The organism is Embleya sp. NBC_00888, assembly GCF_045207655.1.
Taxonomy (GTDB): Bacteria; Actinomycetota; Actinomycetes; order Streptomycetales; family Streptomycetaceae; genus Embleya.
Window position 1 is genome coordinate 1,292,841 of record NZ_CP108784.1, and the last position, 20,825, is coordinate 1,313,665.

18 protein-coding genes and 1 riboswitch are annotated in these 20,825 nt (G+C 71.2%); of the genes, 6 read left to right on the top strand and 12 right to left on the bottom strand.

What is annotated here, in order from left to right; translation table 11 throughout:
- Positions 1-3: 3 nt before the first annotated feature.
- From OG948_RS05050 to OG948_RS05075, 6 genes are all read right to left on the bottom strand, one after another.
- Positions 4-1,098, bottom strand: a complete 1,095-nt coding sequence (locus OG948_RS05050; RefSeq protein WP_406294162.1) for an AAA family ATPase — start codon at positions 1,096-1,098, stop codon at positions 4-6.
- Positions 1,091-3,106: a caspase family protein gene (locus tag OG948_RS05055; protein ID WP_406294163.1), complete on the bottom strand. Its 2,016-nt coding sequence runs from the start codon at positions 3,104-3,106 to the stop codon at positions 1,091-1,093. The genes OG948_RS05050 and OG948_RS05055 overlap by 8 nt, the downstream gene beginning before the upstream one ends.
- Positions 3,103-4,329, bottom strand: a complete 1,227-nt coding sequence (locus tag OG948_RS05060) for a hypothetical protein (protein ID WP_406294164.1) — start codon at positions 4,327-4,329, stop codon at positions 3,103-3,105. The genes OG948_RS05055 and OG948_RS05060 overlap by 4 nt, the downstream gene beginning before the upstream one ends.
- A gap of 100 nt (positions 4,330-4,429) precedes the next feature.
- Positions 4,430-5,008, bottom strand: coding sequence for a hypothetical protein (locus OG948_RS05065; protein WP_406294165.1), 579 nt, complete (start codon positions 5,006-5,008; stop codon positions 4,430-4,432).
- 196 nt (positions 5,009-5,204) lie between these two features.
- Positions 5,205-6,002: a CPBP family intramembrane glutamic endopeptidase gene (locus tag OG948_RS05070; protein WP_406294167.1), complete on the bottom strand. Its 798-nt coding sequence runs from the start codon at positions 6,000-6,002 to the stop codon at positions 5,205-5,207.
- Between the two features lie 28 nt (positions 6,003-6,030).
- On the bottom strand, positions 6,031-7,509 hold the full coding sequence (locus OG948_RS05075) for a glutamate--cysteine ligase (protein ID WP_406294169.1): 1,479 nt from the start codon (positions 7,507-7,509) through the stop codon (positions 6,031-6,033).
- 321 nt (positions 7,510-7,830) lie between these two features.
- Between OG948_RS05075 and OG948_RS05080 the strand changes: the two genes are divergently transcribed.
- From OG948_RS05080 to OG948_RS05105, 6 genes are all read left to right on the top strand, one after another.
- Positions 7,831-8,649: a polysaccharide deacetylase family protein gene (locus OG948_RS05080; protein WP_406294170.1), complete on the top strand. Its 819-nt coding sequence runs from the start codon at positions 7,831-7,833 to the stop codon at positions 8,647-8,649.
- Positions 8,650-8,990: 341 nt separating this feature from the next.
- Positions 8,991-10,223, top strand: coding sequence for a hemolysin family protein (locus OG948_RS05085; protein ID WP_406294172.1), 1,233 nt, complete (start codon positions 8,991-8,993; stop codon positions 10,221-10,223).
- The gene (locus tag OG948_RS05090; RefSeq protein ID WP_406294174.1) at positions 10,223-11,209 is read left to right on the top strand and encodes a hemolysin family protein; all 987 of its coding nucleotides are present in this window, start codon (positions 10,223-10,225) and stop codon (positions 11,207-11,209) included. The genes OG948_RS05085 and OG948_RS05090 overlap by 1 nt, the downstream gene beginning before the upstream one ends.
- Positions 11,210-11,483: 274 nt before the next feature.
- Entirely contained in the window at positions 11,484-12,053 is a 570-nt protein-coding gene (locus tag OG948_RS05095) for a hypothetical protein (RefSeq protein ID WP_395872220.1), read from the top strand.
- Positions 12,054-12,209: 156 nt separating this feature from the next.
- The gene (locus tag OG948_RS05100) at positions 12,210-12,410 is read left to right on the top strand and encodes a DUF5999 family protein (protein WP_026217855.1); all 201 of its coding nucleotides are present in this window, start codon (positions 12,210-12,212) and stop codon (positions 12,408-12,410) included.
- A 152-nt stretch (positions 12,411-12,562) separates the two neighbouring features.
- Positions 12,563-13,153 (top strand): TetR/AcrR family transcriptional regulator, encoded by a 591-nt coding sequence (locus OG948_RS05105; protein ID WP_406294176.1) that lies wholly within the window; start codon positions 12,563-12,565, stop codon positions 13,151-13,153.
- 40 nt (positions 13,154-13,193) lie between these two features.
- Here OG948_RS05105 and gcvP read toward each other — a convergent pair whose 3' ends face one another.
- The 6 genes from gcvP to OG948_RS05135 all read right to left on the bottom strand — a co-directional run bounded on the left by gcvP (position 13,194) and on the right by OG948_RS05135 (position 20,821).
- A complete protein-coding gene (gene gcvP / locus OG948_RS05110) occupies positions 13,194-16,112 on the bottom strand; it encodes an aminomethyl-transferring glycine dehydrogenase (RefSeq protein ID WP_406294178.1) in 2,919 nt (972 codons plus the stop codon).
- 199 nt (positions 16,113-16,311) lie between these two features.
- A riboswitch (glycine riboswitch) is annotated at positions 16,312-16,408 on the bottom strand.
- A gap of 48 nt (positions 16,409-16,456) precedes the next feature.
- Positions 16,457-17,149 (bottom strand): DUF4230 domain-containing protein, encoded by a 693-nt coding sequence (locus tag OG948_RS05115; RefSeq protein WP_406294179.1) that lies wholly within the window; start codon positions 17,147-17,149, stop codon positions 16,457-16,459.
- 55 nt (positions 17,150-17,204) lie between these two features.
- Positions 17,205-18,554: a DNA polymerase IV gene (locus tag OG948_RS05120; RefSeq protein WP_406294181.1), complete on the bottom strand. Its 1,350-nt coding sequence runs from the start codon at positions 18,552-18,554 to the stop codon at positions 17,205-17,207.
- Positions 18,555-18,594: 40 nt separating this feature from the next.
- Positions 18,595-19,281 (bottom strand): vancomycin high temperature exclusion protein, encoded by a 687-nt coding sequence (locus OG948_RS05125; protein ID WP_406294182.1) that lies wholly within the window; start codon positions 19,279-19,281, stop codon positions 18,595-18,597.
- A gap of 47 nt (positions 19,282-19,328) precedes the next feature.
- Positions 19,329-19,943 carry a MerR family transcriptional regulator gene (locus OG948_RS05130; RefSeq protein WP_395872208.1) on the bottom strand — a complete coding sequence of 205 codons (615 nt, stop codon included), beginning with the start codon at positions 19,941-19,943 and terminating at the stop codon, positions 19,329-19,331.
- Between the two features lie 404 nt (positions 19,944-20,347).
- Positions 20,348-20,821 (bottom strand): bifunctional nuclease family protein, encoded by a 474-nt coding sequence (locus tag OG948_RS05135; RefSeq protein ID WP_020548711.1) that lies wholly within the window; start codon positions 20,819-20,821, stop codon positions 20,348-20,350.
- Positions 20,822-20,825: the final 4 nt, after the last annotated feature.

Consider the following 20,825-nt stretch of genomic DNA (forward strand, 5'->3'; position numbering starts at 1 on the left):
CGCTCACCCGCCGTTCAGGTCGTGGAAGAGGATCTCGGCCAGCACGTCGTTCTCGGGCGGCCGATCCGCGCCTCCCGGCAACTGCCGGATCCGGGCCCGCAACTGGAGCGCGTTCAGGAGTTGGTCGGGCGACAACAGCGGCCCGTCCACCCGCTCCGCCGCGGCCAGGTATTCGTCCAGCAACGGTTCGTCGAGTTCCACGTACTCCTCGAGCCGGCTTCGCACGATCCGCTTGAGCACTTCCTTGGTCGGCGGTCCCAGCTCCAGCGGCACGCAGCGTCGCCGGAAGGCCGGCGGGAAGGCCCGTTCGCCGTTGCTGGTGAGGATGACGATCGGGAACGCCGCACAGCGCACGGTGCCGTCCCGAACCTCGACCCGATCCCCGAAATCGCCGTCGTACGGGGTCACCTGTGCCGACTCCACGCGGGCCCGGCGCAGTTCGGGGATCTCGAAGGTGCCGGTCTCGAACACGTGCAGCAGGTCGTTGGGCAGGTCGACGTCGCTCTTATCGATCTCGTCGATCAGCAGCACCCGCGGATGCGGTCGGCGCAGCAGCGCGTCGCCCAGCGGGCCCAGCCTGATGTAGGCGCCGATGTCGTCGATGTCCTGTCGGGTGATCCCCTGGGCGCCCTTCAGCCGCAGGTTCATGTCGTGCAACCGGCCCAGCACCTCGTACTCGTAGAGCCCCTCGCGCAGCGTGGACCGGCTGGTGATCCCCCAGCGCAGCACCGGTCCCAACCGCAGTCGGGCCGCGATGCTCGTGGCCAGCGTGGTCTTGCCGGTGCCCGGCTTGCCGGTGACCAGGAGCGGGCGGCGCAGGTAGATCGCGGCGTTGACGAGGTCGTACACCCGCTTGTCACCGTAGAACTCGCCCGCGTAGGGCTCGTCGGATCGATCGTGGGGAAGCTTGGCGAAGGTCGCCGCGTCGACGTCGTCGGTGCCGAAGTTGCGCCACGGTGGTGGCGGCGGGACCGCGACCGGACCGCGGCCCTCGCCCGCCCCGACCGCGGTGTCGCCGTGATAGATCCACCACGGCGCGGGCACGTCGACGTGTCGGTCGGCCCGATCCCTGCTCGGTGTCGCCCTCGACTCAACCATGGCGCGTCCCCTGTGCCCTCGGAGTGCTTCGCAGCAATCCCGCCCCCTGCCACGGGCACCAGCCCGGATCGTCGAAGAGCAGCACGACCCGCTCGGACGACGCGGCCTTGCGACCCAGGGTGCCCCGCAACCGCGCCACCGTGGAAGGCAGTTGAGCCAGCTTTCGATCCTCGCGATCGAGCATGCGATACAGGTCCTCACCCACGAGAGAGCCCGAACACACCTCGTTCGGGCCGTTCACTCCGGCGCACGCGTCGGTACACGTGGTCCGGTCCGTCCACACCATCGCCCAGTCGCCGCGGCCGACGGCCCGCTCGACCGTGCCGGGTTCGCCCGGCCGGTGCCGCCAGCCGTAGTCCTGGAGGAAGCCGACCACCTCCTCCCGGTCGCATGCGCCACCGCCCCGGCCGCACCGATGCCGGTCCAGGTGCCGCAGCGCCGGGTTGGTCCGCAGGTGTACCGAGCCGGCCCAGGTGTCGTAGTGCATCGGTCTGGCGATGCCGTGCCGCACGAGCGGCCGAAGCACCACCTCGTGGTGCTCACCGAGCACGATGTGGTCCTCGGTCGAGCCGACCCGGGTCAACTCGAAGGGTTCGTTGAGCAGTTCGGTCGGTACCACCACCTGTATCCCGGCCTTGGCCAGGGACGTCCAGTGCGCCCGCACGGCCAGATAGAACGCGGCCAGGGAAGTGCCGAGGCGATCGGCCGGGAGGCCCGCGCCCGGGATCTGTTCCGGGGGCGGCGCGAACCGCTCGGAGCCGACGTAGAACTGCGGTTCGGTGTCGTAGCGGACCAGCGCGCGATCCTCGGGCGAATGGTCGTCCTCACGGACGAACAACACCAGGGTCAGCGGCTGGCGCACCCGCACCCGGGACGGTTGGAAGTCCGCGATGTGCCCGGCCTCGCGCAGCCGGTGGGCCCACTCCGCGACCTGCACCTGTCGGCAACACGCGTGCAGCCACTCCAGCAGGTGCCGGACCGGATGCCGACCCGGGGCGGCCGGCAGGGACATCAGTGCCCGTCCCCAGGCGACGAGGTCGTCGCCGGCGACCACCCACTCGGGGACGTGCTGCTCGCACAGGTAGGTCCGCAGCACGGCCTGCTCGCCGGGGGCGATCTCCAACTCGGACAACAGCGCGATCAACCGGCGTCCGTCGATGCCGAACGGGTCCTCCGGATCACGTTCGCCGGTCCGCCACCGGGTCTCGCCGGGGCCGCGGTAGCGCGGCGACTGCCACAGCGGCCGGCCGCCCGGGACGGCACGGGCCAGTTCGGCGTCGATCGCGTCGAACACCTCCTTGAATCCGCGCTCGGTCAGCGCGTTCGACCCCCAGACCGCCAGGTGTTCGAGCAGGGCCCGGGTGAAGACCGCCCGATTGCCCGGGCGGCGCGCGAACTGACCGTCGTCCGCGGCGAAGGCCGCGGACACCCGGGCCTTGGCCGACTTGGCGATCGTTCCCTCCGCGGTCAGGTTCAGCACGATGCCCCGAGGGTCGTGGCGTCGGTCCGCGCAGGTCTCGAAGACGACGAACTGGTCGACGCGACGCGGGATCGAGCCGAAGTGGGTCAGCATGTCCTCGACCGAGAGCACCCGCTGCCGGGGTGGGCCGTCCACCGAATGCCACGCGGGCAGTTCCAGTCGCCGTCCGCGCTCGGTCAGGTAGCCGTGACCGGACCAGTGCAGCAGGAAACGGTCCCCGTCCCGCCAGGCGTCCGCGGCCGCGGCGATCGCCGACTCGATCTGCTCGGGCCGCAACTCCCCGGGCTCGGCGCCCGGTCCGAGCAGGATCGAGCACTCGCTCACCGACGCGCGCAATCGGTCGGCGGTCGCCCGCGAGGTCGCGCTCACCGACGCGAGCACGGTGATGTCGCCGCGCTGTGCCCCGCAGTACCGGGACAACCACTCCACCAGTTCCAGGGTCTGCGCCAGCGCGCCCGGCAGATGCTCCGGGCTTCCCTCGTGTTCGGGGTAGTGCTCGACGCAGACCAACAGGGCGTGCGCCGTCACCGCGTGGCCTCCACCACGCGCGCGATCTCGTCGTACAGCGCGTCGCAGGTCCAGTAGACGCCGTGCGCCTGCGGGAAGGGCCGACGCACCCGAACCTCGACGTCGCGCACGGCGCCCGGGAAGACCGGTTCGGCGCGGAAGGACAACCAGTCGCGCGCGTTCCACACGTTGCTCCACGGGATGGACAGGTGCGTGGGCCGCACCCCGTGCGCGGGATGCGTGGCGAGCGCGCCGACCGCGGCGAGATAGCCGACCTGGGAGCCGACCGTGATCAACGCGCGCACCTGCGGCAGCGCGTGGCGCGGCCGATCCGGCTCGCTCTGCGAGCGGGCCTCGGCCAGCGTCTCGTAGCAGGCGATGCCGCCCAGGGAATGGGCCAGCAGCAGCACCGGCCCCGGGATCCGGGAGATCCGCTCGGCCAGGTAGGCGCGCAGGATCGCGCCGTGCGCCTGGTAGTACAGGATGTCGCCGATCTGCGGCACACTGCCGCCGAGCGTGCCGCCGCGCAGCGCGTTCTGCAACGGCCAACTCGCGTACATCAGGCCGCCCTTGAGCGCTCCGGTGAGCCGCCCGCCACCGGCCGCGGCCCCGCCGCACGCGTCCCGCACGGCCGCCACCAGAACGTCGCGCCATTCCTGCGCCCACTGCGCCGCACCGGCGGGACGGGCGGCGAGCGCGTGCGCGAAGGACGCCACCACGGCCCGCCCGATCACGTCGTAGTCGGCGCTCGCGGCCAACGTGTCGACCGCGCCCGCGAACTCGGCCGAGTCGGCGACGGCGCGCGCCGCCTCGGCGAACACCGGCGCCCAGTCGATCGGCGCCTTCGGCAGCACCGCCGCGACGTCGATGCCCACCACGTCGTGCCGCACGGCCCAGTCCAGGTCCTCGGCCGCCTCGCTCCGCCGGCCGGCACCCACGCCTTCCCGGCCCGCGGTCACCTCGCGCAATTCGTGCCGGGGGTGCTGTTCGAGCACCGCCCACAACCGCAGTTCGGCCTCCTCCGGGTCGACCTCGGCGGCCTCGGCGCGTTCGCCCGGATCGGCGATGCCGATCAGCGCGCGTAGTGTCGGCGACACCTCGACCCCGAACGCCGCTCCCCAGTCCACGGCTTCCACCCGCACACCCGGCAGTCGCTCGGCGACGTTCGCGGTGACCTCGCGCACCGTCGACGAGTCGGCGATCTCGCGCACACCGGTTCCGTGCACGAACAGGATCGTGGTCATGGGCTCCCCCGGATACGAAGTCGATCCGCCCTTGCCCGCCGTACGCTAGTGATCCAACCGACCCGATGGGGTCACTTCCGGAGCTGCCCGGGTCGATGGGTCAGCTCGTGCACGCGGGGATCTGCCTGCTCACGTCGCCGCCGGTCTCCAGGAATATCGCGGGAACGAACCCGGTCTTGCCCTCGACGTCGATCTGCGCCCAGGTGCGGCTGGAGGAGCCCGCGTAGTAGGCGATCGAGCCCTCCGCGTGGCAGTTCGCCCGCACCTCGGTGCCGGTCTTGATCTGCACGACCTTGTCCGACTGGTACGACGTGCCCTTGTACATCACCAGCCGGCCGCCGGTGTGCACGGTCGCCGCGATCGACCCGGGCTTGGGCCCGGAGTTCGGGGTCTGGCCGGAAGTCGGCTTTCCGCTGCCGGACTTGGCCGGACTCGGCGAGGCCGACGAGCTCTTGCCCGAAGCGGTGCCCGCCGTCTTGGGCTTCTTGTCGTCCGAGCCGCCGCCGTCCACCGTGAGCAGCGCCACGAAGAAGACGATCACCAACAGAATCAGCCCGCCGACCACCATCAGGATCCGCACCGGATGCCGACTCAGCGCGTTCAATCCGAACCGCCCGCGCGGCGGCCCGCCGATGGGCGTCGGCGTGGAGAAGAACTCCACCCGCCTCCGGTTGTCCATACGACCCCCTGCGTCCCCGTGTCGCCCGATATGCGCCTATGCGTGGCGAACCCACTCGGAAGTGGTCTGCCCACAATGACCATCAGACACCAACGAGGTACTCGAGACGTACCAACGAGTCCACAAATCGACCACCGTGCCCGACGTTCGCCGCGTTCACGCACGGCGCCGGGCCCGGGAACGTCCCGATCGACGGCTACGGCGTCGGGACCCAATCCACCCTGCCCGCGAGCAGTACGTAGCCGACGAACGCGACGATGTCGATCAGCGCGTGCGCCACCAACAGCGGCATCACCCGCCCCCAGCGCTTGTACAGCAGGCAGAACACCACGCCCATCACGACGTTGCCGAAGAAGCCGCCGATGCCCTGGTAGAGGTGGTACGAGCCGCGCACCACCGAGCTGATCGCCACCGCCTTGACCCACGGCACCCGCAACTGGTCCAGCCGGTACAGCAGATAGCCGAGGACGATCACCTCCTCCAGGGCCGCGTTCTGGATCGCGGACAACACCAGGACCGGGATGCGCCACCACACGTCCGGCAGCGTGGTGGGCACCACGGTCAGATTCGCGCCCGCGGCGTGCGCGCCCAGATACAGCGCCAGGCCGGACCCGCCGATCGCCGCCGCGACCGCCGCCCCCCGGCCCAGGTCCCACCACGGCCGGGCCCGGTCGACCCCGAGCACCCGCAGCGAACCGCCCTCGCGCATCAGCAGGTGCGCCACCAGGAACACCGGCACCAGCGCGGTGGCGATCCCGAACAGTTGCCAGGCCAGATCCAGCCAGGGCCGGTCCGCCGCCCGCGAGCCGTTCAGCACCGCCGCCTTGTGCCCCAGGCCGCCCGGCGCGGTCAGCGACCCGAGGAAGGAGATCAGCGAGGAGACCCCGGAGGCGCCCAGGGACAGGGCCAGCACCAGCACCACTTCGGAGCGCAGCACGCGGCGCCGGGGCTCGGTGGGTGTCCGGACGGGCTCGGGCTCGGTGATCACCCGCACACGGTATCGAGTGCGGATAAGGTCGCCGTCAGCCCACGGGCCAGGTGTGCACGGCGTCCCCGCCGCGCATGTGCTCGGCGTAGCGCAGCGTCATCGCGCGCAGCGCCTCCAACCGGTCCATGCCCTTGGCGTCCCGGTAGTGGTGGTACTGCGCGCTCTGCCAGGTCGCCCCGTTGGTGCGCAGCAGGCAGCGCTGCTCGATGATGCCCAGGTACTCGTCCCGCTCGCGCGGATCGATCCCCCACCGGTCCAGGCCCTCGTAGGCCCGCGGCAGCAGGTCCTCCAGCACCAGTTCGGTGACCGGAACAGTGCCGTGGCCCGGCCAGTTCAGCCGCGCGTCGATGCCGTACCGGGCGCCGGCGTGGAAGTTCTCGGTGGCCACCTCGAACGGCATCCGCTCCCACACCGGGTGTTCGTCGTCCACCAGCGATCGCACCACGCCGTAGTAGAAGGCCGCGTTCGCCATGATGTCCACCACGGTCGGCCCGGCCGGCAGCACCCGGTTCTCCACCCGCAGGTGCGGCTTGCCCCGGGCCACGTCGTACACCGGCCGGTTCCACCGGTAGATGGTGCCGTTGTGCAGCTTGAGTTCGCGCAGGTGCGGGACGTCGCCCCGGTCCAGTGCCTCGATCGGGTCCTCGTCGTCGCAGATCGGCAGCAGCGACGGGAAGTACTTGACGTTCTCCTCGAACAGGTCGACCACCGAGTCGATCCACCGTTCGCCGAACCAGGTCAGCGGTCGCACGCCCTGCGCGATCAGCTCCTCGGGGCGGGTGTCGCACGCCTGTTCGAACAGGATCGGGCGGGTCTCGCGCCACAACTCCCGCCCGAACAGGAACGGTGAATTGGCCCCGATCCCGCATTGCACCCCGGTGATCGACTGTGCCGCGTTCCACAGTGGGCCGAAATTCCTCGGAGTGACCTGGAGGTGGAACTGCACGGACGTACACGCGGCCTCGGAGACTATCGTGGTCGAGGTCGTGTCCAGCCGCTCGACCCCCTCGATATGCAACCGTATGTCCTCACCCCTGGCGTTGAGGATCTGGTCGTTGAGAAGGGTATAGCGGGCATTGTCGGATATCGTCTCGAACGCCATGTGCGCGTCGGTCAGGGTCGGCAGAATGCCGATCATCACGATCCGCGCCTCCAGTTCGGCGGCCTTGCGGTCCGCGTAGTCCAGGCTCGTCCGCAGTTCCTCGACCAATTCGGAGAACACCGGCCCGGTCAACCGGTGCGGCGGAATGTTGACCTCGATGTTGAACAGGCCCAGCTCGGTCTGGAAATCGGGGCTGGCGATCCGTCGCAGGACTTCGGCATTGCTCATCCGGGGTCGACCGGCGGCATCGGCCAGGTTGAGCTCGATCTCGACACCCATGAGCTTGCGGGCGCTCTCGAACCGCTCCTCGTCCAGCATGCGCTGCAGCGTTTCCAGACAGCGACGCAATTTGTGCCGGTAACGCTGCCGATCGGATCGGCTGAACTCGGTGACCTCCACCTTTTCGCCCATGAATGCCCTCCCCCATGAACCCGGCTCCCGCGGAGCCGGTCGAGTGGTCGCAATCCGGTACCTGTCGGATCGGGACGACCTGATCGTTCCCGCCGACGTTCTCCCAAACCGATGCATCGGGCCGACATTGGGAACATTACCGATCGACCGTGACGAATCACAGAGGGGAACCAAGGGGCTGGGAACCACGTCACTGATCACATCGAGGAAGCATCCGCCGGTCGATCTTCAAGGCTTCTCGGAGATCACCTAGGGTGTCCTCTTGCCGTGGCGGGCGTGGCGAGATCTATGGGGGTTGTCGTGCGAGGGTCGGTTCGGGCGATGCCCATACAGGGACTGCGTTTCCAGGCCGTGATCACGGTGATCTCGATACTCGTCTGCGGGGCGCTGATCTGGAATGTCGGCAATGCCGGCCGATGGTCGCAGGCCGCCGCCTCGCCCCGGGCCGCCGACGCGCCCAAGGAGATACAGGCCCCGCTGCCGCCGCCGGGAAACCCCAACGCGCAGCAGCCGGCCACCCCGCCGGCCGCGCCGCCGCTCCCGGTGGATCCCACGCTGGTGTCCAAGGTCAAGGGCGAGGGCAAGGTGGTCGCACTGACCCTGGACGACGGACCGTGGCCGGAGTGGACCGACAAGGCCCTGTCGCTGCTCGCCCGTTACGAGGTCAAGGCCACCTTCTGCATGGTGGGCCAGCAGGCCAAGGATCACCCGGACCTGGTCCGCAAGGTGGTCGCCGCCGGCCACACGTTGTGCAATCACACCATGACGCACGACATCAACCTGAAGAAGAAGACGCCGGAGGAGATCCACGCCCAGATGCAGGAGGCGCTGGAGTGGATCCACAAGGCGTCCCCGGGCACGCCCGTGCGCTGGTACCGCGCGCCGGGCGGCAACTGGTCCGACGAGGTTCGCCAGACCGCGGCGTCGCTGGGCATGGGCTCGCTGCACTGGACAGTGGACACCAACGACTGGCAGAAGCCGGGCGTGGACAAGATGCTCCAGACGGTGCACAGCCAACTCGGCCCGCGCGGAGTGATCCTCTGCCACGACGGCGGCGGCGAACGCACCCAGACCATCGCCATGCTCGACCGCCTCATCCCCGAACTGAAGTCCGCCGGCTACACCTTCGTCACCCCCTGACCCCGGCCCACTTCGCCCCCTCCAGGCCGACCCGACAGCCCGCCCGGGCCATCCCGGCCCACGCAGGCCGTCCCGGCCCGTTCGGGCCGACTCCAGCCCGTACAGGCCGTCCCGGCCCGTCCGGCGTTTGAGGACATCGCCCGACCCACCCCACGCCCAACGGCAACCTCCACACCCACCCGGCTCAACGCCGGCCCGTCCGGCGTTTGAGGACACCACCCAACGGCAACCCCCACACGCCACACCCAAGTGAATAGCCCCCGCGCCCACCGGGCATGTGTGCCAGGCCCACACCCAACCGCCCCCGGGGAGGCCGCCCGATCGACGCCACCCTGGCCATCGTGCTGCTCGTGCTGCTGATCGCCGGCAACGGCATGTTCGTCGCCGCCGAGTTCTCCCTGGTCACCGTCGAGCGCGGCGACGTGGCGGCCCGGGCCGAGGCCGGCGACCGAGGCGCACGCCGGGTGCTGCACGCGGTGCGCACGCTGTCCTTCCAGTTGTCCGGCGCCCAGTTGGGCATCACCCTGACCTCGCTGATCGCCGGCTACCTCGCCGAGGCGGCGTTTCGACTGCCCAGGTTCACCGCCCTGGTACTGGCCTCCGGCCTACAGATGGTGCTCGGCGAACTCGTACCCAAGAACGCCGCCATCGCCCGCCCGCTGGGCGTCGCACGCGTCGCCGGCCCGTTCCAGGTCGGCTTCTCCCGGCTGTGCCGCCCGCTGATCGTCTTCCTCAACGGCTCCGCCAACTACTTCGTTCGCAAGCTCGGCATCGAGCCGCAGGAGGAGTTGGGCTCGGCCCGTTCGCCCGACGAACTGGCCCAACTGGTGCGGCATTCCGCCCGCGCCGGAGCGCTGCCGGCCGGCACCGCCCGGGTGCTGCACCGCGCGCTGCGCTTCGCCGAGAAGCAGGCCGCCGAGGCGATGACCCCGCGCACCGAGCTGGTCACCCTGCCCTCGACCGCGTCGGTGAGCGAACTGATGAACACCGCCCGCGAGTGCGGCCACAGTCGCATCCCGGTCCGCGGCCAGGACCTGGACGAGATCGTCGGCGTGGCGGTGCTCCGCGACGCGCTGCGCGTACCGGCCGCCGACCGCGCGCACACCCCGCTCACCCGGATCGCCCGCGCCCCGGTGCTGATCCCGACCTCGCTGGACCTCAAACGCGCGGTCGAACGACTGCGCGAGGGCCGGACCCAGTTGGCGATCGTGGTCGACGAGTACGGCGGCACGGCGGGCGTACTCACCGCCGAGGACCTCGCCGAGGAGCTGGTCGGCGACCTCGCCGACGAGCACGACCCGGCGGACGAGCCGGACGCGCCGCCGCAACGGGTGCCCAGTTCCCGCGTGTTGCGGCTGTCCGGCCTGCTGCGCGCGGACGAGGTCGAGGAGGCCAGCGGCTGGCGGCTGCCGGAGGGCGACTACAGCACGCTGGCCGGACTGGTACTGGCCCGTCTGGGGCGACTGCCCAGGATCGGCGACCACGTGGACGTGGACGGCCGGCGGCTCACCGTGACCGCCATGGACCGGCACCGCATCGACGAGGTCGAACTGCGAATGGAGGCCGACTCCTGATGGGCGACCTGCTGCTCTCGCTGGTCCTGCTCGCGGCCAACGCCTTCTTCGTCGGCGCCGAGTTCTCGGTGATCTCGGCCCGGCGTACCCGGATCGCCCCGCAGGCCGAGGCCGGCTCGCGCCGGGCCGCGATGGTGCTCACCGCGATGAGCCGACTGTCCACCATGCTCGCCGCCGCCCAGTTGGGCATCACCGTCGCCTCGCTGGGTCTGGGCGCGGTCGCCGAACCCGCGCTCGCACACGCGGTCGCCGCACCGATCGAGGCGATCGGGCTGCCCGAAGGCGCGGTGCACCCGATCGCGTTCGTGCTCGCCCTGGCGGTGGTGGTGTTCTGCCACATGGTGCTCGGCGAGATGGTGCCCAAGAACATCGCGCTGGCCGGCCCGGAGGAGTGCGCGTTGTGGCTGACCCCGCCGCTGCTGCTGTTCGCCCGGCTGACCGCGCCGATCCTGTGGCTGCTCAACCACGTCGCCAACCTGTTCCTGCGCGCCTTCCGGGTCCGGCCGGTCGACGAGGTGCGCAGCGTGTACACCGTCGAGGAACTCCCGGCGCTGCTCGCCGAGTCGCGCGAGCACGACCTGCTGGACGTGGGCGAGCACGATCGGCTCGCCGGCGCGCTGGCGCTGCACTCCAGTGCCGCCGCGTCGGTCATGCGGCCGTGGACCGACGTGGTGGCCCTGCCCCGACCGGTGCCGGCGGCGGCCCTGGAGGAGGTCGCGGTACGCACCGGCCTGTCCCGCTTCCCGGTCCTGGACGCGGCCGACCTGCCGGTGGGCTACGTACACGTGCTCGACGTGCTCGCGCCCGAACCGGACGGCTCGGTACCGGTCTACCCGCTCGTCACCGTCGGCCCGGACACCGCGCTGACCGCCCTGTTGGCCCGGATGCGCGGCTCGCGCACCCACCTGGCACTGGTCGGCGAACCGGACGCGGTCCCACTCGGGCTGGTCACCCTCGACGACGTGATGTCCTCGTTGTTCCCCTGACCGAGACCGCTCACCTGATCGGTACAGCCCCTCGATCGAAGACCGCTCACCTGATCGAGACTGTCCAAAAGGTCTTCAAACGGGTGTCAGTTCGCATTACACCGTTACTTTTCGGAGCCGTTTCGGTACAATGCGCTGACCGGCCCTGCCGGGTCCCTCTGTACGCCGCCGGGTCGTCCCCCGGTCGGATACCCGGTTCCCCACAGCACAGCGCCGCTTTCCCCTCCCCGGATTATCCGGGTTTTTGGACTCTGCATCGAAATGAGGCGGTCTCATGGTCCTGCGTGTGCCCGAGGCTCCCGAGTCGGCCCGACGAGCGGCCCGAGCCGTGCTCGAATCCCGCGCTTCGCTTCCCGCCGACTGCCGCGCCGATCACGCCGCGCTCACGGCCGGATTCCCGCACCGCGTCTTCGAGATCGACCTGCTCGACCTGGTCGCCGACCGTGGCGTGCGCAGCGCCCGCCCCGTGGGCTGGCGCTGGCTCATGTGGTCCGGCGACGTGGTCGTCGGCGGCATCGAGGTCCGCCCCGGTCCGTCCGGCCACGGCGTGGGCCGATTCGTCGAGGGCCCGTTCACCGTCGCCACCGCACCGGCCGCCGCGGCGGCCCGCGCGCTCCCGCAGACCCTGCTCCGCCGGGACGAGGCACGGCTGCTGAACGTGCCGGGGATGTACATGGTGGCGCTGTGGCTGGCGGACGAGGCGGGCGGTGTCGACCTGCTCATCCCGCTCGCGCCGGCGCCGTGCGGCGTGCAGGCGCTGCGCGGATACACCGCCGCCGAACTGGCCGAGGTGTTGGCCGCGCGCACCCGCCGGCCGGCCGCCGTGGGGGCTCCGGACAGCTGATCACACCCCGGAGTTCACACGTGTGGTCACATCTTGGACGCAGTCGGGTGAGAACGGCGAGAAGTCCTGCGCGAGGCGCTTTCGAGGCGGAGACTGTGAGCTGCCGGGCAAGGCTGCCCGGCGCGCTCCGCGCAGAGACACCGAGAAGGTACGAGGATGTGCCAGCACCGACCGCATTGCCCGCCGGCGGACAGTCCCGATCGTGAGGCCGCCGCCGTTGTGGCCGCCCATTTCGAACAGGGATGGAGCCTGCTCTGCAACGGCGTCGTCCTGTTCGAGGACACGGGCGAACTGCTGCCGGACGGACGCACCATCGCCCCGCACCGACCCCCTGTGGGGTTGGTTTCGGCGGCCTGATCCGTTCGCACGGCCCTGACGAGCCGGAGGTCACCTCGGAACGACCTCCGGCTCTCGCCTGCCCCGGGTCGGTCGGGCCGCCGTCCCGGTACAGTCCGAGCGGCAGCACGCAGCGAAACGATGTTGGCGCGACGACTCGGAGTTCCATCCCCATGGGCACTGGCGGCACCCCTCGGCCCGGTCGCCCGCGTGATCCGCGTACCGACGAACTGATCCTGTCCGCGACCCGCGAGCTGATCGCCGAGCAGGGGTACAACCGGGTCAGCATCGACGCGGTCGCGCGCCGGGCCGGGGTCACCCGGCCGACCGTGTACCGCCGCTGGCCGTCCAAGGCGCACCTGGTGCACGAGGCGGTCTACCCGGCCCGGGAGATGAGCTTCCGGCCGTTGCCGCACGAGGACTTCGCGACCGGTGTGCTGCGCTTCGCCGAGGCCGCGCTGGAGTCCTTCCGCAGACCGGAGACGGCGGGCGCGGTACCGGGGCTGCTCGCCGAGTACCGCGACCAGCCCGAGCTCAAGGAACTGCTCGTGGCCAGGATGGACCCGGTCCGGGCGATCTTCCGGGTCTTCGTGGCGGACGCGATCGCGCGCGGCCAGGCCCGCCCGGACGTGGACGCCGACCTGCTCTTCGAGTCGCTCAGCGGCGCGCTGATGTTCGGCGTGCTGGGCAGCGACCTGGCCGCCAAGCCCGGTTTCGCCGCGTCGGTGGCCCACCTGCTGACGCACGGCGCAGCCCGCCCCTGATCGAAGCGCGTTCGATCGGGAGCGGGCCGCGCGGCCGAGGTCAGTTGTTGCCGTACGCCTCGATCGGCGGGCACGAGCAGACCAGGTTGCGGTCGCCTTGGGCGCCGTCGATCCGGCGCACCGGCGGCCAGTACTTCTCGGCCGGCACCACACCGGCGGGGAAGACCGCCTCCTCGCGGGTGTAGGCGTGCGCCCACTCGCCCGCGAGCAGTGCGGCGGTGTGCGGCGCGTTGCCGAGCGGGTTGTCGTCGGCGGGCAGCGCACCGGACGCGACCCGGTCGATCTCGCCCTTGATCGCGATCATCGCGTCGCAGAACCGGTCGATCTCCCGCAGGTTCTCGCTCTCGGTCGGCTCGATCATCAGCGTGCCGGGCACCGGGAAGGACATCGTCGGCGCGTGGAAGCCGTAGTCGATCAGCCGCTTCGCCACGTCGTCGACGCTGACGCCGGTGGCCTTGGTGATCCCGCGCACGTCGATGATGCACTCGTGCGCGACCAGGCCGTTCGGGCCGGTGTAGAGCACCGGGAAGTGCGGTGCGAGCCGCTTGGCGATGTAGTTGGCGCCCAGCACCGCGACCTGGGTGGCCTCCTTGAGGCCCTCCGGGCCCATCAGGCGCAGGTAGGTCCACGGGATCGGCAGGATCGCCGCCGAGCCCCACGGGGCGGCCGAGATCGGCCCCACGCCGGTCTCCGGGCCCGCGGTGGGCTGGAGCGGGTGGTTGGGCAGGTACGGTGCCAGGTGCGCGCGGACCGCGACCGGGCCCACGCCCGGACCGCCGCCGCCGTGCGGGATGCAGAAGGTCTTGTGCAGGTTCAGGTGCGACACGTCCGCGCCGATCGCGCCGCCCGGCTGGGCCAGCCCGACCAGCGCGTTCAGGTTCGCGCCGTCCACGTACACCTGGCCGCCGGCCTCGTGCACCGCCGCGCACACCTGCTCGATGCCCTCCTCGAACACGCCGTGCGTGGACGGGTAGGTCACCATCAGCACGGCGAGCGTGTCCCGGTGCCGCTCGATCTTGTCGTGCAGGTCGGCCAGGTCCACGTCGCCGTTCTCACCGGTCTTGACCACCACGACGCGCATGCCCGCCATCACCGCGCTGGCCGCGTTGGTGCCGTGCGCGGAGGAGGGGATCAGACACACGTCGCGGGCGGTGTCGCCGTTGGCGTGGTGGTAGGCGCGGACCGCGAGCAGGCCCGCGAGTTCGCCCTGCGAACCGGCGTTGGGCTGGAGCGAGACCTTGGCGTAGCCGGTGATCCGGGCCAGCGAGTCGGCCAGCCCGTCGATCAGCTCCAGGTAGCCCGCGGCCTGGTCGACCGGTGCGAACGGGTGCAGGTTCGCGAACTCGGGCCAGGTGATCGGCTCCATCTCGACCGTGGCGTTGAGCTTCATCGTGCACGAGCCGAGCGGGATCATCCCCCGGTCCAGCGCGTAGTCCTTGTCCGCGAGCCGCTTGAGGTAGCGCAGCATGTCGGTCTCGGAGCGGTGCGTGTGAAAGACCGGGTGGGTCAGGAACTCGGTGTCGCGCAGCAGCGCGGTGGGCAGCGCGTCGGCGGTGTCCGCGTCCAGCGCGACCACGTCGCCGGTGACCCCGAACGCGCCCCAGACCCCCTCGACATGCGCCCGCAGCGTGGTCTCGTCACAGGTGATCGCGACGTGGTCGGCGTCCACCGGGCGCAGGTTGATCCCGGCGGCGCGGGCCGCGGCGAGCACATCCGCCGCCCGGCCCGGCACCCGCGCGGTGATCGTGTCGAAGAAGTCGCCGTGCACGACCTCGACGCCGCCCGCGCGCAGCCCGGCCGCGAGCACGGCCGCGTACCGGTGCGTGCGGCGCGCGATCGAGGTGAGCCCGTCCGGCCCGTGGTAGACCGCGTACATGCCGGCCATCACGGCCAGCAGGACCTGCGCGGTGCAGATGTTGCTGGTCGCCTTCTCCCGGCGGATGTGCTGCTCGCGGGTCTGCAGCGCGAGTCGGTAGGCGGGCGCGCCGTCGGCGTCCACGGACACCCCGACCAACCGGCCCGGCATGCTGCGGGTGAGCTTCTCGCGGACCGCCAGGTAGCCCGCGTGCGGGCCGCCGAAGGCCATCGGCACACCGAACCGCTGGCTGGTGCCGACCGCGATGTCGGCGCCCATCGCGCCGGGCGCGCGCAGCACGGTGAGCGCGAGCAGGTCGGCGGCGACCGCCACCAGCGCGCCCTGCGCGTGCGCGGCCTCGATCACCGGGGTCAGGTCGCGGACCCGGCCGTCGGCCCCGGGGTACTGCAGCAGCACGCCGAAGCAGCCGCCCTCGGGCAGCCCCTGTGCGGTGTCGGCGACCACGACCTCGATGCCCAGCGCCTCGGCGCGGGTACGCACCACCGCGATCGTCTGCGGCAGCGTGGCCGCGTCCACCACGAACACGTCGCTCTTGGCCCGCCCGGCCCGGCGGGCCAGGGTCATCGCCTCGGCGGCGGCGGTGGCCTCGTCCAGCAGCGAGGCGCCCGCCACGTCCAGGCCGGTCAGGTCGGTGACCACGGTCTGGAAGTTGAGCAGCGCCTCCAACCGGCCCTGCGAGATCTCCGGCTGGTAGGGCGTGTAGGCGGTGTACCAGGCCGGGTTCTCCAGCACGTTGCGGGTGATCACCGGCGGGGTGAAGGTGCCGTGGTAGCCGAGCCCGATCATCGGGGTCAGCACGCTGTTGCGCGAGGCCAGCTCGCGCAGCTCGGCGAGCACCTCGGCCTCGCTGCGCGCGGCGGGCAGCTCGAAGCCCTCCAGCGCGCGGATCGCGGCGGGCACCGCCGCGTCGGTCAGCTCGTCCAGGGACCCGTAGCCGATCGCGGCGAGCATCTTCGCCTGCTCGTCGGTGTCCGGACCGATGTGCCGGCCGGTGAACGGCGACGCGGCCTCCAGGCCGGTCAACGAGCCGGGGCCGGAGGGGAGTACGGCGTGAGCACGCGGGGCAGGGGTGCGCGGGGTCATCGCGAAAGGCCTCCTGGATCGCTCCTGGACGGACACGCGGTCGCGCGTCCACCGGCCTCCCCCTCTGTCATCTGTACCTGAGAGCTTCACCGCGCCCGGAGTACCGGTCGGACCGGTTCCCGCGGGCGCGGTTTGCACCGTCGGCGAGGATCCGACCCGGCTCGGCGAGCCATCCGCGGATCCTGCTTTCCAGAGTGCCCACGACCACGCGGTACGGGTGCCTGAGAGATTCCGGGGAGGAGTTGCTCCTTCGGCGCCTCGTGTGCACGACACGAGGACTCTCCCGCGCGAACGTAATGGGCGGCTTCAACGGTATCAGCGTGACACCCACCAGGGGCTTCGCACTAGGCGTACGTCACAGTGGTCGTGGTGTAGCCCAGGGAGCGCATCATCCCCTGGAGCATGCCGGTGGTGTTGCGTTCCGCGCGCTCCACCAGTCCGGCGGTCTTGGCCGCGTCGTCGATCTTCTTGGTCGCCAGCACGTAGAGCTGCTGTTGATCGCCGGGATTACTGGAGAAGAAGTCGCCGAAGCGGTCGAACAGGCCCTTGTCCTGGGCGATCACGTGGCTGTTCTTCTGGTCGAGCGCGGCGGGCGCGAGCCGCGCGTGCGGGAGTTTGATGGTCACGCTCTTATTGTCCGGCGAGGTCTGGATCGCGTCCTGACCGATCCCGCCGAACTCCACGAAACCACCCACCTGGCCGACGCCGACGAACAGCGTACGTTGGCCTCGGACCGCGTCCGGCAGGAACTTCGCGTCCTTCTCCAGGTCCACCACGACCTGGAAGGTGCCGCTGACCGCCTCGTAGCGGCTGAGATCCTGCACGGCCTTGAGCATCACCGGTCCGCTGTGGTCCTTGGTGGTCTCGCCGAACGGATTGAATTTGCCGGGCAGCAGGTTGATCAGGCCGACCAGCACCAGGGCCAGCACGATGAAGCCGACCAGGAGTGTGACCAGGAAGGCGGGCAGGCCGAGCCTGCGGCGAACCGATCGGAAGGCACCCTGCCCTCGCGCCGGCCGCTCTTTGACATCAGTCATTGTGGGGACACCCCCGAGGAGTCGTCTGCCCGGCGCCTGCCCCGGATCGCTCCGGCTATCCCCCGTCGGCCGCGGGCAGCGGAATCGGTTCCCCCGGTTGCAGCGCGGGATCGGTGATCGCGAACGTGCGCACCCGGCCCGGCTTTCCACCCGGCACCTCGAACCGCACGGTGACCCGCCCGACGCCGCTGCCCTGCACCCAGCCGGGCCCGAACTCCTCGTGCACCACGTCCTGGCCGGGCGACCAGGAGACCCGCTCCGGGGCGGCCGGCAGCGACACCTCCCGGTCGGCCGCCGCGTCCTGCTCGTCCGGCTCGGCGGGCTCCGGCTCGGCCGCGCCGAACAGGTCCTGCTGGGCGAAGTCGGCCAGCCCGCCGACACCCACCCCCAGCAGCCGCACGCCGCCCGTGACGTCCACCTGCGCGGCCAACCGGCGGATCGTCTCGCGCACCACCCCCGGGTCGTCGGTGGGCCCGCGCAGCGTCTCCGAGCGGGTCAGCGTGCTGAAGTCGTAGCGGCGCAGCTTGAGCACGATCGTGCGCCCGGAGCGCCCGGCGGCGCGCAGCCGCTCCACGCACCGGATCGAGAGCCGGTCCAGCTCCCGGGTGATGCGCTCGCGGTCGACCAGGTCGGTGGGGAAGGTGTCCTCCACGGACACCGATTTCGCGTCCCGGTCGGCGACCACCGGGCGCGCGTCCAGCCCGGCGGCCAGTACGTGCAGGCCGTGTCCGTGCGCCTGGCCGAGCAGCCGGACCAGTTCGCTCTCGTCGACCGCGGCCAGGTCGGCCACGGTGTCCAGGCCCGCCCGGCGCAGCACGTCGCCGGTGGCCGGGCCGACCCCGGGCAGCGCGCGCACCGGCAGCGGGTCGAGCATCGCCCGCTCGGTCCCGGGCACGACCACGCACAACCCGTCGGGCTTGTCCGCCTCGGAGGCGATCTTGGCCAACAGCTTGGAGGTGGCCGCGCCGACCGAGCAGGTGAGCCCGGTGGCCGCGTGTATGTCCGCGCGCAGGCGTACGGCGATCTCGGTGACCCGCTCGGTGTCCAGCGTGCCGCCGTGCGGGCCCGCCTCCAGGTCGACGAACGCCTCGTCCAGGCTGAGCGGCTCCACCAGCGGCGACAGCCGGTGCAGCAGTTCCATCACGGTGTCGCTGACCTGGCGATACAGCGCGAAGCGCGGGCTGAGGAAGGCGGCGTTGGGGCAGCGCCGGCGGGCCTCGCCGATCGACATCGCCGAGCGCACGCCGAACACCCGGGCCTCGTAGGAGGCGGTGGCCACCACGCCGCGCGCGCCGATGCCGCCGACGATCACCGCCTTGCCGGCCAGGCTGGGCTTCGCGACCTGCTCCACCGACGCGTAGAACGCGTCCATGTCGAGGTGGAGGATGCCCGGGGCCTGTCTCACACCGGGCAATGATGACGCACGGGTCCGACAGAACGTGCGTTCAGCCGCTCAGGGCGCGTCGGATCTCGTCGCTTTTCGCGCCTTTCACCCGCGGATCCGGCTTCAGCACGATCTGCCCGGCCGCCTTGATCGCGGCGAGCGTCTCGCGACCGGTTCCGTACACGGTGGGCCCGATGTGGCCCCACGCGAAGGACTCGTCCGGGACGCCGTACGCGGATATCCCGGCGGCCCGGCACAGGCCGAGCGCACGGCGCAGATGGAAGCTCTGCGTGACCACGATGACCCGGTCGATCCCGTAGACGCGCTTGGCGCGGATGCAGGACTCCCAGGTGGAGAATCCCGATTCGTCGGTCACGATCCGGTGCTGCGGGATTCCCCGGTCCGCGAGGTAGCGCCGCATCACCCTGGTCTCGTCGTAGCGGTTGCCCCCGCCGTCGCCGCTGACCAGGATCACCCGGGTCTTGCCGGCCCGGTACAACGCGAGCGCGACATCGAGCCGGCGGGCCAGCAGATCGGACGGCCGGTCCCCGTGCACGCCCGCGCCGAGCACCATCGTGACGTCCTCGTGCGGCACGTCGGCCACCGTGCGGACCCGGTTCCCGGCGTACAGATGCAGCCCCGTGATCGGGGCCAGCCCGGCGACGGCGAGCAGGACGGCGGCCTGATAACCGCGCCGTTGGGCCCGCCGCGAGCGCGGCAGGGTCGGCCGACGAAGGATCACGTCCATGGGGACGTCCTGCCCGGCGAACCGGTTCCCACCCGCCCCCGGGCGCCTCAGACCGCTTTGTCCCTGCGTCTACGTGCCAATTCGTCGCCGGGATGGACCTGCGTGATCGGTTCCCCGGTGCCGGTGTGCTCGCCCTGGAGCTGCGCGAGCGAGCCCTCCACCTCACGCCACACCGCCCCCACGGCGATCCCGAAGACCCCCTGACCCCCCTGGACCAGGTCGATCACCTCGTCGTACGACGTGCACTCGTACACGCTGGCACCGTCGCTCATCAGGGTCATCCCGGCCAGGTCGCCGATCCCGCGTCCGCGCAGGTGGGCCACCGCGATCCGGATGTTCTGGAGCGAGACGCCGGTGTCCAGGAGCCGCTTGACGATCTTCAGCACCAGGATGTCGCGGAAGCCGTACAGCCGCTGCGTGCCCGAGCCGTGGGCCGGGCGGACCGTGGGCTCGACCAGGCCGGTGCGGGCCCAGTAGTCGAGTTGGCGATAGGTGATGCCGGCCGCCGCGCACGCCGTCGGGCCCCGGTAACCGACGTCCTCCGACGGGGTGCCGGGCGGCGTGACGTCCTGCCGCCGGGGGCCCGCACCGGGGTCGGTCGCCGGCAGAGGACGTGCCGTGCGGGCGCGTTCCGCCGCCGTGATGTCGCCGGTGCTGCTCACGCCGACCTCCCTTTCGTCTCCCCGCGCCCGAGTACGGCGCGGAGAGTCTCTTTCAATCCCGGGCCGCAGGCGGCGAGGTGCAACGCGCAGGGGTCATCCCGGAACTGTCGATTTCGACGGTAGGCAGTCACCAACAGCGCGTCAACGACCGGGCCGTTCGGCACGCCGAGTGACGCTGCTCGCACGAGTGGTTTGAACCGGTTGCCCAGGGGTAGGTCTGGCCGCTTTGCCTCTGATCGAAGCGGATCGAGCCGGATCGGGCGTGATCGACGGCGCGCCGGCCGACCCCGGTCGGAGCCGACCGGCTCCGGACACGAAAAAACCGCCGCCCGCTACCGCCTCGCCGGGAGCGGCGGGCGGGACGGTCGGCGGTTTCGGACGTGCACCCGGCCGCGGCGGGCCGACTATTGGCTCGTGGTGCCGAAGTCCTCGGGCGAGATGTCGTTCAGGAACTCCCTGAACTTCTCGATCTCGTCCTCCTGCTCGTTGGGGATCACGATGCCCGCCTCGTCCAGGACCGCGTCGCTGCCGACGATCGACGTCCCGGTGCGCAGCGCGAGCGCGATCGCGTCCGACGGGCGCGCGCTGACCTCCACGCCGCCGGAGAAGACCAGCTCGGCGTAGAACACGCCCTCGCGCAGGTCGGTGATCCGGATCTGGGTCAATTCCTGCCCCAACGCCTCCAGCACGTCCCGGAAGAGATCGTGCGTCAGAGGACGCGCGGGTACCACGCCCTGTTGGGCGAACGCGATGGCCGTCGCCTCTACCGGGCCGATCCAGATGGGGAGATAACGATCGCCCCCCGTCTCCCGTAGGAGCACGATCGGCTGGTTAGAGGGCATCTCCACCCGGACGCCCACAACCTCTAGCTCGTTCACATCG

Bases quoted from the DNA above. Each gene is read 5' to 3' on its own strand.
- OG948_RS05060 (WP_406294164.1), bottom strand. From the start codon at position 4,329: ATGACCACGATCCTGTTCGTGCACGGAACCGGTGTGCGCGAGATCGCC.
- OG948_RS05115 (WP_406294179.1), bottom strand. From the start codon at position 17,149: ATGACTGATGTCAAAGAGCGGCCGGCGCGAGGGCAGGGTGCCTTCCGA.
- OG948_RS05125 (WP_406294182.1), bottom strand. From the start codon at position 19,281: ATGGACGTGATCCTTCGTCGGCCGACCCTGCCGCGCTCGCGGCGGGCC.
- OG948_RS05095 (WP_395872220.1), top strand. From the start codon at position 11,484: ATGGTCCTGCGTGTGCCCGAGGCTCCCGAGTCGGCCCGACGAGCGGCC.
- OG948_RS05100 (WP_026217855.1), top strand. From the start codon at position 12,210: ATGTGCCAGCACCGACCGCATTGCCCGCCGGCGGACAGTCCCGATCGT.
- OG948_RS05090 (WP_406294174.1), top strand. From the start codon at position 10,223: ATGGGCGACCTGCTGCTCTCGCTGGTCCTGCTCGCGGCCAACGCCTTC.
- OG948_RS05105 (WP_406294176.1), top strand. From the start codon at position 12,563: ATGGGCACTGGCGGCACCCCTCGGCCCGGTCGCCCGCGTGATCCGCGT.
- OG948_RS05050 (WP_406294162.1), bottom strand. From the start codon at position 1,098: ATGGTTGAGTCGAGGGCGACACCGAGCAGGGATCGGGCCGACCGACAC.
- OG948_RS05075 (WP_406294169.1), bottom strand. From the start codon at position 7,509: ATGGGCGAAAAGGTGGAGGTCACCGAGTTCAGCCGATCCGATCGGCAG.
- OG948_RS05080 (WP_406294170.1), top strand. From the start codon at position 7,831: ATGCCCATACAGGGACTGCGTTTCCAGGCCGTGATCACGGTGATCTCG.
- OG948_RS05065 (WP_406294165.1), bottom strand. From the start codon at position 5,008: ATGGACAACCGGAGGCGGGTGGAGTTCTTCTCCACGCCGACGCCCATC.
- gcvP (WP_406294178.1), bottom strand. From the start codon at position 16,112: ATGACCCCGCGCACCCCTGCCCCGCGTGCTCACGCCGTACTCCCCTCC.